The 15,976-nt window shown below is 44.5% G+C and carries 11 protein-coding genes; 10 read left to right on the plus strand and 1 reads right to left on the minus strand.

The annotated features are described in order from the left end of the window. Nucleotides 1-43: 43 nt before the first annotated feature. The 4 genes from glgB (at nucleotide 44) to msrB (ending at nucleotide 6,492) form a co-directional block, all read left to right on the plus strand. Nucleotides 44-2,245: a 1,4-alpha-glucan branching protein GlgB gene (gene glgB / locus AMBT_RS05760; protein ID WP_013783648.1), complete on the plus strand. Its 2,202-nt coding sequence runs from the start codon at nucleotides 44-46 to the stop codon at nucleotides 2,243-2,245. Between the two features lie 8 nt (nucleotides 2,246-2,253). Next, entirely contained in the window at nucleotides 2,254-4,341 is a 2,088-nt protein-coding gene (glgX, locus tag AMBT_RS05765) for a glycogen debranching protein GlgX (protein WP_013783649.1), read from the plus strand. Nucleotides 4,342-4,453: 112 nt separating this feature from the next. Continuing rightward, entirely contained in the window at nucleotides 4,454-6,007 is a 1,554-nt protein-coding gene (gndA, locus tag AMBT_RS05770) for an NADP-dependent phosphogluconate dehydrogenase (RefSeq protein ID WP_013783650.1), read from the plus strand. Nucleotides 6,008-6,093: 86 nt separating this feature from the next. After that, nucleotides 6,094-6,492, plus strand: a complete 399-nt coding sequence (gene msrB, locus AMBT_RS05775) for a peptide-methionine (R)-S-oxide reductase MsrB (protein ID WP_013783651.1) — start codon at nucleotides 6,094-6,096, stop codon at nucleotides 6,490-6,492. Nucleotides 6,493-6,672: 180 nt separating this feature from the next. Here msrB and AMBT_RS05780 read toward each other — a convergent pair whose 3' ends face one another. Further along, the gene (locus AMBT_RS05780; protein ID WP_126873408.1) at nucleotides 6,673-7,542 is read right to left on the minus strand and encodes a DUF2989 domain-containing protein; all 870 of its coding nucleotides are present in this window, start codon (nucleotides 7,540-7,542) and stop codon (nucleotides 6,673-6,675) included. 147 nt (nucleotides 7,543-7,689) lie between these two features. Here AMBT_RS05780 and AMBT_RS05785 point away from each other — a divergent pair, with 147 nt between their 5' ends. From AMBT_RS05785 to AMBT_RS05810, 6 genes are all read left to right on the plus strand, one after another. Further along, nucleotides 7,690-9,135 (plus strand): glyceraldehyde-3-phosphate dehydrogenase, encoded by a 1,446-nt coding sequence (locus AMBT_RS05785; protein WP_013783653.1) that lies wholly within the window; start codon nucleotides 7,690-7,692, stop codon nucleotides 9,133-9,135. A gap of 158 nt (nucleotides 9,136-9,293) precedes the next feature. Continuing rightward, a complete protein-coding gene (locus AMBT_RS05790; RefSeq protein WP_013783654.1) occupies nucleotides 9,294-10,424 on the plus strand; it encodes a M14 family metallopeptidase in 1,131 nt (376 codons plus the stop codon). A gap of 101 nt (nucleotides 10,425-10,525) precedes the next feature. Continuing rightward, complete coding sequence (locus AMBT_RS05795) at nucleotides 10,526-12,184, plus strand: alanine/glycine:cation symporter family protein (RefSeq protein ID WP_013783655.1); 1,659 nt, start codon at nucleotides 10,526-10,528, stop codon at nucleotides 12,182-12,184. A 198-nt stretch (nucleotides 12,185-12,382) separates the two neighbouring features. After that, the gene (locus AMBT_RS05800; RefSeq protein WP_013783656.1) at nucleotides 12,383-12,712 is read left to right on the plus strand and encodes a M48 family metalloprotease; all 330 of its coding nucleotides are present in this window, start codon (nucleotides 12,383-12,385) and stop codon (nucleotides 12,710-12,712) included. Further along, complete coding sequence (locus tag AMBT_RS05805; RefSeq protein WP_013783657.1) at nucleotides 12,709-13,002, plus strand: YeaC family protein; 294 nt, start codon at nucleotides 12,709-12,711, stop codon at nucleotides 13,000-13,002. The genes AMBT_RS05800 and AMBT_RS05805 overlap by 4 nt, the downstream gene beginning before the upstream one ends. Beyond that, complete coding sequence (locus tag AMBT_RS05810) at nucleotides 12,992-15,976, plus strand: DUF349 domain-containing protein (protein ID WP_013783658.1); 2,985 nt, start codon at nucleotides 12,992-12,994, stop codon at nucleotides 15,974-15,976. The genes AMBT_RS05805 and AMBT_RS05810 overlap by 11 nt, the downstream gene beginning before the upstream one ends.

Here is a 15,976-nt window from a genome sequence, read left to right on the forward strand (position 1 = left end):
AGTAAACCCGCGTTTTCTTGCGGGTTTTTAATAGGAGTAGCAGATGCAGGTAACGCGGGTAAAGCAGATAGCGCAGCAATTAGAGCATGCAACATGTTCTCAGCCGTTTTCCGTTCTTGGGCCAATTGAAACAGGAAGTAAAACTAAGATTCGAGTATGGCGTCCAGACGCATCATCCATCGAAATAAGTTGGCCAGATACCGCATTGCCAAAGGTTATGCTGAAACCGCTCACTGAAGCTGGTTTATTCGAGGGTGAAATTACAAAGGCCCAAAGTGCGCAGGTTTATTGGGTGACTATCCACAATAAAGCCGATAGCTACATCTATTGTGACCCTTATCAATTCGTTGATAATGCATACCACGCTGTGCATTACATCGACAGCAAACCAGAAAACCTATATCACCAAGCCGGTGCTCAACTCATCACTGTTACGCCTGAAAAAGGGGAGGCACTCCCTGCCACTCGTTTTTGCGTGTACGCGCCAAACGCTTCTTCAGTTTCATTAATTGGTGACTTTAACCAATGGGACGGACGCTTACATCCAATGGAAAAAACCTCATTGGGCTATTGGGTATTGGTTGTTCCAAACCTAGGCGAAGGGGAACGTTATAAGTATCAAATTAAAGACGCCCACGGGCATGAATTACCGCACAAAACCGATCCTCTAGGGTTTAGCGCTGAGCAATACCCTTCTCATGCGTCAAAGATATTTAACCACGATAAGTACCAGTGGAACGATGATGCATGGCTAGCATCTCGTAAACAAAATAAATATGCCAACCCAATGAGTATTTACGAAGTGCACCTAGGCTCGTGGAAGCGCCCTGACGCAGACAGTGGTCAGCGTTATTTAACTTATGAAGAGTTGGCCGACGACCTCATTCCTTACGCAAAAGAGATGGGCTATACCCATCTAGAGTTATTACCGGTTTCAGAGTTTCCGTTTGATGGTTCGTGGGGCTATCAGCCAGTGGGCATGTTTGCGCCAACTAGCCGTTTTGGTAACCCTGATGCATTTAAATACTTTGTCGATAAATGCCACCAAGCTGATTTAGGGGTAATTATTGATTGGGTGCCTGCACATTTCCCGGAAGACGGCCATGGTCTTGCGCGCTTTGATGGCAGCCATGTTTATGAATATGAAGATCCAAGGCGAGGTTGGCATCCGGATTGGAATTCGTGCATTTATGATTTTGGCAAACAGACCGTTCGTCAGTTTCTCGTCGCCAATGCGTTATTTTGGTTAGATAAGTTCCACGTGGATGGATTACGAGTCGATGCGGTTGCTTCTATGCTTTATCTCGATTATTCCCGTAATGAAGGCGAGTGGATCCCGAATGTGGATGGCGGGAATGAAAATTACGAAGCCATTAGCCTGCTACGCTGGATGAATGAAGAAGTATATAAACACTATCCTGACGCCATGACTATTGCCGAAGAATCTACGTCCTTCCCGAAAGTATCACGGCCTGTGTTTGAAGGTGGATTAGGTTTTGGCTTTAAGTGGAATATGGGCTGGATGCACGACTCGCTAACGTATATTGCCAAAGATCCTGCTTATCGTAATTACCATCATGGTGAAATTACCTTCAGCATGGTTTATTCCTTTGACGAAAATTTCGTGTTGCCTATTTCTCATGATGAAGTGGTGCATGGCAAAGGCAGCTTATTGCACAAAATGCCCGGTGATGAATGGCAGCAGGCCGCTAACGTACGGTGCTATGCTGGCTTTATGTATGGGCACCCTGGCAAGAAGTTAAATTTCATGGGCAATGAATTTGCACAAAGCAAAGAATGGAACCATGACACCAGCTTAGATTGGCACCTACTGGAACATAAAAAACACAAAGGTATTCAAAGCTTATATAAAGCATTGAATCAGTTTTATACCAGCACTCCTGCTATGTACGAACAAGATCACAGTCATCATGGTTTTGCCTGGGTTGACCATGAAAATGCCGACCAAAGTGTGGTGTCTTTTGTTCGCACGTCGCTAGATGGTAAGCAAAAAGTCTATGTTATTTGTAACTTTACGCCTATACCAAGAGAACATTACCGCGTAGGGGTAGATGGGGCCGGCGAGTTGGCACTTGCACTAAATACTGATAGTCAGGTATTTTGGGGGAGCGATTATCCTGTGGACAGCCATGTCACGCCTACGCCGGTAGCATGGAATAACCGAGACCACTCGATCAGTATTAATTTGCCCCCTTTATCTACCGTATTTTACATTACGAAATAGGAATTACGTTGGACGCGAAACAGAACGTCACAAAGGTAAACCATGTTTTATTAGGTGAAGCGTTTCCATTAGGTGCTACGCCTTATGATGATGGGTGCAACTTCGCTGTTTATGCGCCAGATGCGAAAGCGGTGGCGTTATGTCTCTTTCACAACGATACCGAAGAACCTATAGAAGAAATATTGCTGCCTGAAAAAAGCGGCGATATTTGGCATGGTTTCTTTCCCAATGTAAAAGCAGGTCATTTATATGGCTATCGAGTGGAGCGCGGCGAAGGGCAACTGCACGGTGTGCCCACCGATAAATTGCTTATCGACCCTTATGCAAAAAAACTAAGCAGACCCATTCATTGGGATGCTAGGCAGTATAAATTCGACTCGCAATTTATGGTGCCTAAGTGTGTGGTGGTGGCAGACGCCGATTACCCTGAAAGTGTTATTCGCAAGGTCGAGATCCCAAAACACAAACGTATTGTTTATGAAGCGCATGTGAAAGGGTTAACAAAGTTACACCCCGATGTGCCAAAAGAACACAGAGGTAAGTACCTTGGGGCAAGCCACCCCGCGGTTATTGCCCACCTAAAAGCGCTAGGTATTACCACGGTTCAGTTCATGCCAATGTGCTCCTTTATGCCAGAGCCTTACATTACGGAAAAAGGGTTAACGAATTACTGGGGCTATAACCCAGTTAACTTTTTCGCGCCGGAACCTCGTTATGCCAGCAAAGATGCTTTGGCCGAAATTAAGCATATGGTTGATGAATACCATAAAGCGGGGCTTGAGGTGATTGTAGATGTGGTTTACAACCACACGGCAGAGGGCGGTAAAGGCGGCCCTATTTTGTCATACAAAGGTTTCTGCCCATATCAAGCGTATCTGTTAGAGCAAACTAAGCGGGGAGAGTTGGTTTATTCTAATCACTCTGGATGCGGTAACACTGTGCATACGTCTCATCCTTACATGATGACCCTCATTTTAGACGCCATGCGTTTTTGGGCAACCACTATTGGTGTAGATGGTTTTCGTTTCGACTTAGCGGTAACCCTTGGACGAGAGCCACAAGCTTATAATAAATATGCTGGGCTAATTCGCGCCATCGGGCAAGACCCCGTATTAAAGCAAACCGTTTTACTAGCCGAGCCCTGGGACATTGGGCTTGGTGGCTATCAGGTGGGTAACTTCCCCACGCCATGGCTAGAAGTGAACGATAAGTACCGAGACACGGCACGTGCGTTTTGGCGCGGTGATGAAGGCTTAGCAGCCGATTTTGCTACTCGCTTTATGGGTTCTCGCGACCTATTTCATAAAGGCTACCGGCATATTTCCACATCGGTGAATAACATCACCTACCACGATGGTTTTACCCTACATGATTTAGTGAGTTATGCCGATCGCCATAACCTAGCTAACCTAGAAGAAAATCGTGATGGTCACGGGCATAACTTATCAGCTAACTATGGCGTTGAAGGTGAAACCCAAGATAAAAATATATTGGCACTACGTGAACGCCAGAAGCGTAATTTATTTGCCACGCTTATTTTCTCACAAGGCACGCCACATATTTTAGGGGGCGACGAACTAAGTCGCACGCAAAACGGTAACAACAACGCCTATTGTCAAGATAATCCAATTAGTTGGACGCAGTGGGAAATGAACAAGCGTCAGCAAGATTTCCTTAGCTTTTGCCAGTATGTTATTCGCCTAAAACAAGGTTCTACCTTGTTAAGCGAGATAAAGCTAGAAGACGACCATTACTCGTTATCGAAAAATGTCAGCCAAATTAACTGGTTCAAACCTGATGGCACCGATAAAGCCTCTGAAGATTGGAACGCGGCACACAATAAAGCTTTTGGTGTTGAAATTAGAGGGTGCGCGGTAGGTGAACAAACCCCAGAGCATTGGTTTATGTGTGTAAACGCCAGCGACAACGACGTGAGGTTTAATCTACCTAGTTTGTCACCGAAAGGCGGCTGGACTTTGCATTTAGATACTCGCTACGCTTCACTCAGCGAGCAACCCAAAATCTGTATTCAAAAAGTATTTTTACAAGCGGGTAAGTCTCTTACTCTGTTTAGTTTTAACGAATTTACCTCGTAAGCTTTACCTCTGACGAAAAAAATAGCATACCGAACGGATATCGGCCCGGTATGCTGTTCTTTATTGGTACAGGTGGTATTATGCTCTCCCATCTGAATGTGAGGGTTTTTCTATGCAAAATGAAGGTGGAAATAAGCACGCCACAACAGCGTGTGATATTGGTTTTATCGGTTTAGGTGTAATGGGTAGTAACCTTACAATGAACTTGGTAGATCACGGTTATCGAGTAGCGTGTTTCGATTTAGACCAGCATAAGGTCGATGCTATTCTCGTAAAAGACGCCAGTGAGCGAGATGCCAACGCTGAACCTCGCGTTGAAGGTTGCAGCTCTTACACCGAATTACTCAGCAAACTAAAAGCCCCTCATCTTATTATTCTTTCTGTTCCTGCCGGCGACCCTGTCGACCATGTATGTAATCATCTTATTGATGCGGGTATTCATGCCGACGATATCGTGGTTGATACTGGTAATAGCTTGTGGACAGACTCAGTTGCACGGGAAGAGCAATATAAAGGCAAGTTTATCTTCTTTTCTACTGCGGTTTCTGGTGGGGAAGTAGGGGCACGCTTTGGGCCATCATTAATGCCATCGGGCAACCCTTATGCGTGGACCCGAATTGAGCCTGTACTTAAAGCGATTGCCGCTAAGGTCGATCCTGAAACCGGTAAACCTCTTGAGAGTTTCGTGCCAGGTAAACCCATATTAGAAGGTGAGCCGTGTGCCACTTATATTGGCCCAGTTGGCGCAGGCCATTATGTGAAAATGGTACACAACGGTATTGAATACGCTGATATGCAGCTTATTTGTGAAACCTATCACGTGATGCGCGAAGCATTGCAAATGTCGCCTTCTGACATTGCTGCTGTATTTAGACGTTGGAATGAAGGTAAGCTAAATAGTTACCTAATGGAAATTAGCGCTGAAGTGCTCGACCAACTCGACCCAGATACCAAGCAGCCCCTTGTTGACGTTATTCTAGATAGAGCAGGGCAAAAAGGCACTGGTCTTTGGACTGCGGTTAGTGCATTGCAAGTAGGTAGCCCTGCGCAAACCATTACGTCGGCTGTATTTGCGCGCAGTATTTCTAGCTTAAAAGATGAGCGTGTGGCAGCAAGTAAGGTGCTTTCGGGCCCTGAACCTGTGGTTCATTCGGATGAGCAGAAAGAAGACATCATCAATAAATTAGAACAAGCGTTATACTGCTCTAAAATTTGTGCTTATGCGCAAGGCTTCCAACTAATGGCTATCGCTGCCAAAGAGCATGGTTGGCAATTAGAGTTTGGTGAAATAGCAAAAATTTGGCGCGCGGGCTGTATCATTCGTGCCGTTTTCCTACAGTCTATTTCTAAGGCTTATGAAAACAACGAAGAGTTGTCGAACCTGCTGATGGATCCGTTCTTTGCAGAACAGATTTCAGAATTTCAATCTGATTGGCGTCAGTCAATTGCGCAAGCCACTATTGCAGGCGTTCCATGCCCGGCTATGATGTCATCACTAAGTTACTATGATTCCTATAGAACGGCGGTGCTGCCGGCTAACTTGCTACAAGGTCAACGGGACTTTTTCGGTGCCCACACGTATCAACGTGTAGATAAGCCTGCGGGTAAAAAGTATCACTTAGAATGGAGTGATCCCCAACGCCCGCAAACTTCTATAAAACGCTAATACGGTTCCTGTACTAAATTGAAAGGTGTGCCAGGTTCTTTAGGCGCACCTTTTTTCTTTTTAAGGGATGAATTTTAGGAGAAACGATGTCTGAGCAAAAATGGCAAGAAACGCTGTCTGAAGAAGAATACCGAGTGTGCCGCAATGCCGGGACAGAGCGACCTTTTACCGGGGCGTTGTTAGATGAAGCCCGAGAGGGAACTTATGTTTGTAAGTGCTGTGGAGCGGATTTGTTTTCATCACAAACTAAGTTTGATGCTGGTTGTGGTTGGCCCTCTTTTTTTCAGCAACTTGAAAACGACAATGTTGGCTACCGAGATGACAATACGCACGGCATGCATCGTGTAGAGATTTTCTGTAAACAATGTGATTCTCATTTGGGGCACGTGTTTCCAGATGGCCCAGAGCCAAGCGGTCAGCGCTATTGCGTGAATTCAATTTCACTGACATTTAAAGGTAATGGTGACGTTGTGGTAAAAGGCTAGGCTCGAACTCTGTAGCGATTACATTGAGTAGGTAGTCTTTCACAAGGTAAACAGTCGAACAAAAAATATACAGCTTTAGCTTCCTTAACCTAAAAAATAAAAAAATCCGCTCATGTTTGGCGGATTTTTTCTTTTTTTAGCACTTATTTCTGACGAAAAAAATGTAATTCATTTTCATTATTACAGTCTATGTAGCTTAAGTGCGCTCGCATCGAATTGACTGTTATCAAGGGCAGAGACAATATCACTAACCACGCTGTCTAAAATATCAACCGGAAGATTAAATTTTTTGCCAAGTGATTCCCTTCTAGCTGAGGGTATGTTTTCGTCAAAGTATTCGCTTACGCCTAGCCATACATAAGCCATTCTATAGTTTTCTTTATCCGTACCTAACGACACCAATGATAAGTACACCGCACTGTCTATGTCATCTGCATCTTTGTATAGGCTTAGTGCTTTATACAAGGTATTAATTGTGCGCTCAGGATCCGTTTTAATTTGCGCCGAGGCCAAAGAAATAAGTAACTCAGGATCGTTAACTTTGTTGCTCGCGGCGTAGCGCTCAAACCGGTGAAACGCCTCGTTGTCATTGTGACGAGACCAGTGGTAATAAGAAAGGTAAGGGTCAAGGGAACGTTTAGTCTCGCGGGCTAATCGGGTAAGTTCGCGTTGAGCAGTAATGACCCCCTTAAGGCGGGTGGCTTCTTTGCCTTTACGTTTTATGTGCTCAATATGCTGTGCTTCTTCCACGCAGACCAAGTAATCTTCAAACGCTAATAATAATGGGTATTTGAACGCGTCTGAGGTATCTGTTTGGTGGTTGTATCTTAATCTTATGATGTCGGCCCGCTCGTGACGACAACGTGCATCTAGGCTTAAATCTAAACACATTTCACTGTTGGTTTCGCAAATTTCACTAATAGTGGGTTCGAACCAATCGCTACATCCAGACAGCATGACGGTCATCGATAGCGTGGTGATAACATTTTTATAACCTGTTGGAAAATTACTAAATAAAGTGCCTAGAACAGGCAAATTTTTTGATTTCATGAAATTTATCAACAATTTGGTCATCCTTGTTTGTTTCTTTAAGATACTGCTCGTCACCGTCAGACGAAATCTTCACCTAGTGTACCCTAAAATATTAAAAAACTGACGTGTCACATACCGTTAATTTACGTCGATAAAGGCAAAAACATGAACCAACAGTTTGAGCAGGAATTACAAAGCAGCTGGCAAGAGCGTCAGGAATACGCGGAAATGATGTTGCCCCTTATCGGTAAGCTATACCGAAATAGCGCAGTAGAAATTTCAGTTTATGGCCGCTCTTTATTAAATGCCAGTGCAACTGATGTGATCAAAGCGCATCGCAAAGTACGCTTGCACGAGGGAGTAAAATTGCGACTTCGGGAGAGTTTCCCAATTTTACTTGCGCTGAGCGAAATGCAGATTGCCCCTGCTCAAATTGATATTGGTAAATTGGCCTTCGACTTTAATTACGGTTCGGCGGTAGACAACGACGACTTAAATGCATTTTTAAGTGAGAAGTTAGGCGACGTTATTGATAAAGAGGACGATCAGAAGCCTCAAGACGTTGTACTTTATGGATTTGGTCGTATAGGTCGTTTGTTAGCGCGTTTGTTGATAGAACGCCAAGGTAAAAACAATAAGCTACGTTTACGCGCCATTGTGGTACGTGGCGGACGCGATGGTGATTTGGAAAAACGTGCTAGCTTACTTCGCCGTGATTCAGTGCATGGGCCATTTAACGGCAGTATCTCTATCGATCATGAGCGTAATGCATTAAAAGCAAACGGTTCATTTATACAAGTGATTTACGCGAACAGCCCAGACGAGGTTGATTACACCCAATACGGTATCGACAACGCTATTATTGTTGATAACACGGGTATATGGCGTGACCGCGATGGTTTAGGTTTACACCTTAAAGCGAAAGGTGCGTCTAAAGCGGTACTGACGGCACCAGGTAAAGGCGATATTAAAAACATCGTACATGGGGTAAATCATGACGAGATTACGCCAGACGACACCATTCTTTCAGCAGCAAGTTGTACTACCAATGCGATTACGCCAGTGCTTAAAGCGTTGGATGAAGAATATGGCATTGAAGACGGTCATGTTGAAACGGTGCATTCATACACCAATGATCAAAACCTAATTGATAACTATCACAAGGGTGACAGACGCGGTCGTAGTGCGCCACTTAATATGGTTATTACCGAAACAGGCGCAGCAAAAGCGGTATCGAAAGCTTACCCTAAGCTTGCTGGCAAGCTAACTGGTAACGCTATTCGCGTGCCTACGCCGAATGTATCACTGGCTATTTTGAACCTTAACTTAGCGAAAGGCACAGATAGAGTAGCAGTGAATGAATTCTTACGGGATGCTGCACTCTTTTCTACCTTACAACACCAAATCGATTACACCGCAAGTAAAGAGATTGTCTCTACCGACTTAGTGGGCTCTCGCGCAGCGTCAGTGGTCGACTCGCAGGCTACAATAGTGGCTGATAAGCGTCTTACCCTTTATGTTTGGTACGATAACGAGTTTGGTTATAGCTGTCAGGTAATGCGTGTTATTCGGGATATGGCAGGGCTTAGTTTCCCCACACTGCCGCTTTAATATTCAATTTGAATAAAAACCGACCGCTTAGGGTCGGTTTTTTATTTGTGTAAACAAAACCGTGCCGCCAAGAGGCATAAATAGCGCATTGGCACATGGTATTTGTGTTACCGACTATGCTAAATTACCGCTAAAATTAAGAAGAGAAACGACAGTTTATGCATATTTCTAGTCAATTCGATAGCGGCAACATTGACGTGTTAAGCGCTGAATCGGTTGAAGACATCCGTCTTGCCATTCCAAAAGATAATCAATCTGAGTTTGCCCAGTGGTTTCATTTTCGCTTAGTTGGCGAGACGTTTGTTACCCACACAATGACCTTAACTGATTTAGCAAAGTCGGCGTATCCAGATGGCTGGAAAGGCTACAATGTGCTTGCATCATACGATCGCCAAACCTGGTTTCGTATCCCCAGCGAGTTTGATGGCGATAACCTCACATTCTCTCTAACACTCGAACAACCTAGTGTTTATTTCGCTTACTTCATTCCTTACAGCTATGAGAGGCACTTAGATTTAGTGCACGATGCGCAAATGTCACTGCTATGTGAACATCGGTTTCTAGGCTTAACACTAGATGGCCGCGATATGTCCATGCTAGTGATTGGAGAAGAAACCCCGAACAAGAAAAAAGTATGGGTAACTGCCAGACAGCACCCAGGTGAGACCATGGCGGAGTGGTGTGCGGAAGGCTTAATTTACCGTTTGCTAGATGAGCAAGACGGACTGGCGCGACAATTGCTGGATAACGCTGTGTTTTATGTAGTACCTAACATGAATCCTGATGGCAGCGCACGCGGTCACTTGCGCACCAACGCGGTAGGCACCAATTTAAACCGCGAGTGGGCTACGCCTAGCGCTGATAAAAGCCCAGAAGTACTTTATGTCATGAACGCAATGGAAAACATAGGCGTAGATATGTTTGTCGATTTGCACGGTGATGAAGCACTGCCGTACAATTTTGTGGCAGGCTGTGAAGGTAATCCAAGTTATTCTGATGAAATTAAAGCGCTAGAAAATACGTTTAAAGATGCGCTACTAAATGCAACGCCAGAATTTCAAGATGAGTTTGGATACGATAAAGACGCGCCAGGTGAGGGGAACTTAACCGTGGCAGCAAATGCAGTAGGTGAGAAGTTTAACTGCATGTCTTACACCGTTGAAATGCCATTCAAAGACAATGTCGATGTGCCTGATGAAATTTATGGCTGGTCTGTTCAGCGCAGCAGACAGCTAGGTGAGGATTTACTTATTGCCGTAAATGCCGTAGTAAAGAAGTTAAATGGTTAATACGTTAAATTAGCATCACAAAAAAGCCCCTTTTCATCGGGGCTTTATTAATAAATACAATAATAGAAATCATAACAACAAGATAATAAAGGGGTGATACCTTGGAAGGGTTATATAGTTTTCTCGTCATACTGGATGGTTTTTTAGGCGGCGCAGGGTGGTTTCCTTACGTATTGCTAGGTGTAGGTCTTTTCTTCACTATCTACCTTAAATTTCCTCAAATTCGTTTTTTCAAACACGCTTGGCAAGTGGTAACCGGTAAGTTCGACAAAGAGAGCGACCCAGGTGATACCACTCATTTTCGCGCACTTACTACCGCGCTATCAGGTACGGTGGGTACCGGTAATATCAGTGGTGTGGCGTTCGCCATATTCTTAGGTGGTCCAGCAGCTTTATTTTGGATGTGGGTAACGGCCTTTTTAGGTATGACTACGAAATTCGTTGAAGTTACCCTTTCTCACAAATACCGTGTGAAAACCGAAGATGGCACCATGGCGGGTGGTCCCATGTATTACATGGACAGACGCTTAAACATGAAATGGCTAGCGGTGGCTTTTGCCATTGCCACGGTAGTGAGTTCATTCGGTACCGGTAACTTGCCGCAAAGTAATGGTATTGCGCAAAGTATTGAAGCCACGTTTGGTTTCGAGCCTTGGGCAGTAGGTAGCGTGCTGGGTATTTTACTTGCGCTTGTTATCCTTGGTGGTATTCAACGCATTGCTGCTTTTACTGCGCGAGTCGTGCCGGTAATGGCGGTTATTTACCTTATTGGTGCGTTAGCGGTTATTTTCGCAAACGTTGAAAATATTATTCCTTCTTTCACCGCGGTAGTTAAAGATGCATTTACAGGGTCTGCGGCTGCAGGTGGCTTCCTAGGCGCATCACTTGCGTATGCGTTTAACCGTGGTGTAAACCGTGGTTTGTTCTCAAACGAAGCGGGGCAGGGTTCTGCGCCAATTGCGCATGCTGCGGCTAAAACAAAAGAGCCTGCGTCTGAAGGTATGGTGTCACTACTTGAACCTTTCATCGATACCATCATTATCTGTACGGTGACTGGTTTGGTTATCTTGTCTTCTGGTGTATGGAAAGAAAAGCATGAAAACGTATTCGATCGTTCTGACATGCTCTTTGTTCAAGGCCAATATGATGACAGCGATCAAGCCGATGTCGATAAGCTTTACGGTTACCTAAACGACGTAGAAGGTAATGAGATAACAGCGTACACAGGTAGCATCACAGTAGTAAATGGCACTGCGGTTAGCGATGGCTTTACCTTGTTAAATTCACGCTCAGTTGCTGAAGATGTTAAATACAACATTGGTAGCGAAGATTTATTTACCGGTACGCTTAAAATAGAAGAGGGTAAACCCGTACGAGATAACCTAGAAGTGAGCGGTAAATCCTTGGTGCACTCAGCGGCACTAACGACCATCGCCTTTACACGCGGATATTTCGGTAACTTCGGCCAATACATAGTGTCTATCGGGCTTATGCTGTTTGCGTTCTCAACCGCTATTGCGTGGTCGTATTACGGTGACAGGGCGATGACTTACTTGCTCGGCCCCCGTTCGGTAATGCCATATCGTGTTATTTACGTAGCTGGCTTTGTATGGGCTGCGTTTTCTGATACCACTTTGGTATGGGCGTTGTCGGCAGTGGCCATTGTAGTAATGACTTTACCTAACCTATTTGGTATTGTGCTGCTCTGTAAAGAAATGAAAGAAACCGTTGACGATTATTGGTCTAGACATAAAAAATAATTGTTAGTGTGAACGTGGTGTGCAGGTCAACGTGGTAGCCTTTTAAGTTTGGCTTTCACACCACAATTACAATTAAATTGTATTAATGCTCATCTGCCTTTGAATAGGCTTTGCAATACGCATTTCAATACGTAAAATACTCACCTCTAAAACCAATGCTACCTGGTTATTTCCGCATCATTCCTACAGGAGCAAATTATGGCACTCGTTGACTGCCCATCGTGCAATAAAAAAACGTCTGACAAAGCAAAAATATGTCCGCATTGTGATTTCAAAATAGGCGATGCTTCCTCAGAAGATATTGAACGTAAGAAAAATCTACAAAAATTCAAAAAGTTACAGAGCATTCAAAATCAATCGCTTATTGCCATGATCATATTTGTGGCGGGATTCGGTTTTATGTATTGGGGCGGAACAAGACCTGGCGACTTGCAACATAATCTCGCTATTGTAGCCAGTATTGCAGGCTTCGTGTGGTATCTTGTCAACCGCGTAAGAATTGTACTTATTAAACGATTCCGTTCATGAATATAGAAGTATTACTAAATAGTATGACGCCAGAGGTGTACGAACGCCTGCGTCAATCGGTGGAAACCGGTAAATGGCTTGATGGTACGCCATTAAGTGAAGATCAGAAAGCCAGCTGTATGCAAGCAGTTATGCTGTATCAAGCAAAAATTGAGAAATCGTCGGAACATATGACGGTAAATGAAAGCGGCGAAATAGTGCATAAAAGTAAATCAGATTTTAAACGTGCACTTTCCAAGCAAGAAGATGATAACAACACTATAGCGCGGTTTAAACAGGATGATATTTAGTCGGTTCTTTGCTCCTTCTCACACCAGTCAGAATCCCGAAAAAAGACTGGAAGCCATTCAAAACCTGTCGCCGGAAAAGCCCACAGACAAAACGATTTTACATGAATTAGCATTTAACGATGCCAATGCTGATGTCAGCCTTGCAGCCCTTAACAAACTAAATACGTTTGTATTGTGGCTTAAAATGTCACAAAGCGCCCACCATGCGAAGGTGAAAAAAGTTGCTGAACGCACCGTAGAAGCAGCCTTGATGGGACAGGGTGATGTAACCATAAACGCGAATGAAAAAGCGTCATTTTTGCGTGAAAGTGCCAATGGTGAATTAATTCAGACTGTATTGGTTAACGACCCAAGTTTATTGGCAGATAATAATCTTGTGATGACGTTGCTTCACAAAGTCGATAAGCCAGCTTTTACCCAAACCATTTTTCTTCATCATGCAGATAACGCACTGCAACAGGCTATTTTGGCCACTATTGAAGATAGTAGTGTACTGCAAAAACTGGAGAAGAAATGCAGAGATAATGCTATTCACGCGGCTATAGCTACAAAGCTTCAAGTATTGAAAGCGCAAGCCGAAAAGCCTATTGAATTAATGCGACGCGTTACTCTGTGTTTGTCTAAATATCAAGCGCTGGTTGATAAATCAGATGTTGAAGATATTGACAAGCGACAAGCCGAATTGTTAAGTGAATATAATGACTTAATGACAGATTCATCGATATTGAGTTCAGACGATAAGACGGCGGTGGACGCTAAACTCGCACGCATTAGCGAAAAGGTATCACGTCACTTATCGCGTATTCGCCCTGAGTGGGAATCGCAAAAAGCGGCAGAAGAAAAAGCCGAGATTGAAGCCCTTTGTAAGCAGCATTTATCGCATGCCACTACACAAGTTAATTGGCTGTATGGTGAGCGCTTGTGTGAGGCGACCCTTGCTGATGTAGCGGTAGTGAATGAGTCGGTACGCGCGTTAGAAGTAAGCGCAGATCACATGGCTTCATTAGGTGGAAGCACTAAATTGCTTGACGAAGTTCGTACTGGAATCGCTTCATTAAACAATAGTTTAGAAGCCTTTTCCATGCAACAGCAGTACGGTCAAAAGCTTCTGATTTGTTTGTCTCAAGTAGAATCTCTTGCGGAAGAGTCCCTTGCAGAAGAAGCTAAGCAACAACAGGCGACAAGTACGCCTTCTGAACCAGCAACAAATGGACAAGAGGATAAAGAGAACGGGCTAACAGAACAAACTGCTGAAGCGGCCAAAGCTGTAAACACTGATGCAACTGAAAGTGTATCTGTTGAAGGAGACGCTGTTCAAAATGGCACCGATCAAAATGATGACGTTAGCCATAAAGCCCCAGAATCAATCGAAGCCGAATTTAAAGCGTTAAGTGAAAAGTATCACGACTTACGCAATGAACTTATTTCAGTACCAAGCGCCCTTAATAAGCGCTGGCATGCAGCTTCCCGTGTTTTCAGTCAGAAAAAACAAGCTAAAAAAGCAGAAGTAGACCAGGCGCTTCGTCAGTGCAGAAAGCAAATCAGTGTGATAGATAACTTAATCGCCCAAGGTAAGTACCGCGGGGCTATTACTAAGTTTGAAAAGTTATCTGCAAGCTTTGAATCTATGCCTGAGAGTGTTAAGAAACAATTGGCTAAGCGTTTTGAGAAAACTGCCGAAGATATTGCTCACCTTGAAGGCTGGCAAGATTATATCGCGGCCCCTAGAAAACCTGCACTGGTAGAGGAAGCGCAGACATTAGCTTCAACTCCCGTCGAAGATATAAAACAGCGTGGTGAAGCCATTCGTTATCTTCGTCAGCAGTGGCTTTCGTTAGGCGCTGGCAGCGACGATGACGCGCTTCAGAATGCTTTCGACGCCGCTTTAGAACTTGCGTTTCAGCCTTGTCGCGAGCATTACGCTGCATTGGATGCTGAACGAGAGAAAGCGCTCAAAGCTCTTCACTCATTAATTGAACAAGTTGCTGCCATCGATTTGTCACAGGACGAAGCGGTGCTGGCTAAACTGTACGATAGAACCGTTAAGCAGTGGCATGAGTGTGGTCAGGTTGAAAAGCGTGAATACGAGTCGTTAAAGCAACGGTGGAACAAAACCATCAGCCCGCTGCAAACCAAAGTGAACCAGTGGCATGCGATGAATAAAAAAGCGAAGCAGCAACTCGTTGCGCAAGCATCAGCGCTGTTAGCAGAGGAAGATATTGCTAGCGCCACTGAAACAGCGCAGCAGCTTCAACACAGTTGGAAAGCCATAGGCCATGCCGGTAAGCGTGATGAAAGCCGATTGTGGCGTGAGTTTCGCTTAGCAAACGATGCATTATTCGGACGCTTAAAAGAACAACGTAAGGCGCAGTCATCAGCATTTGATGAAACCTTTAATACCCTTTTTACTCTATTAAATGGCATTGACTCGGAGTCTGATGAATCGACGATTGCTACTTCAATACAGGATATTGAAGCACGTGCGAAAGCGTTGCCTGGTGCAATGCGTGCTAAACTCGATAAGAAAATAACCGGTATTCAAAAGCAGCAGCAAACACGCGCTCAGCAGCGCCAGGTTCGCAAAGTACAGCAGCGTGCTCAATCGGCTAATTCGGTGTTAAGTGAGAGCCTGCGAGCAGGAGACTTTACTAACATCAGTGATGATGACGCTGACATGCTTAAAAAGCGATGGAAGTCCGCACTGTCTAAGCCTACACCTGTTCAACAAAGTCGTCATTGGTTAACGGTGGCGTTAGAAGCTGCTACTGATTTACCTAGCCCTGAGAGCGATAGCAGCATGCGAACCAATGTGCAGCTAGCCATGATGACAGCGAAACTAGAGAAGGGTGAGAGCCTGTCTCCAGCGCAGTTGTTAGAAGATTGGATTGCGCATGGGAAAGTTGATGACCAAGAAACGCATTTACTTGAACGAATAGTCAATGTATTGGATAACAATCCAGAGGTGGTTGCTTAA

This window comes from Alteromonas naphthalenivorans (assembly GCF_000213655.1).
In the GTDB taxonomy this organism is placed as follows: domain Bacteria; phylum Pseudomonadota; class Gammaproteobacteria; order Enterobacterales; family Alteromonadaceae; genus Alteromonas; species Alteromonas naphthalenivorans.

Coding starts and splice junctions, on each gene's coding strand:
- glgB (WP_013783648.1), top strand. CDS start 44: ATGCAGGTAACGCGGGTAAAGCAGATAGCGCAGCAATTAGAGCATGCA.
- gndA (WP_013783650.1), top strand. CDS start 4,454: ATGCAAAATGAAGGTGGAAATAAGCACGCCACAACAGCGTGTGATATT.
- msrB (WP_013783651.1), top strand. CDS start 6,094: ATGTCTGAGCAAAAATGGCAAGAAACGCTGTCTGAAGAAGAATACCGA.
- AMBT_RS05780 (WP_126873408.1), bottom strand. CDS start 7,542: ATGAAATCAAAAAATTTGCCTGTTCTAGGCACTTTATTTAGTAATTTT.
- AMBT_RS05785 (WP_013783653.1), top strand. CDS start 7,690: ATGAACCAACAGTTTGAGCAGGAATTACAAAGCAGCTGGCAAGAGCGT.
- AMBT_RS05790 (WP_013783654.1), top strand. CDS start 9,294: ATGCATATTTCTAGTCAATTCGATAGCGGCAACATTGACGTGTTAAGC.
- AMBT_RS05800 (WP_013783656.1), top strand. CDS start 12,383: ATGGCACTCGTTGACTGCCCATCGTGCAATAAAAAAACGTCTGACAAA.
- AMBT_RS05805 (WP_013783657.1), top strand. CDS start 12,709: ATGAATATAGAAGTATTACTAAATAGTATGACGCCAGAGGTGTACGAA.
- AMBT_RS05810 (WP_013783658.1), top strand. CDS start 12,992: ATGATATTTAGTCGGTTCTTTGCTCCTTCTCACACCAGTCAGAATCCC.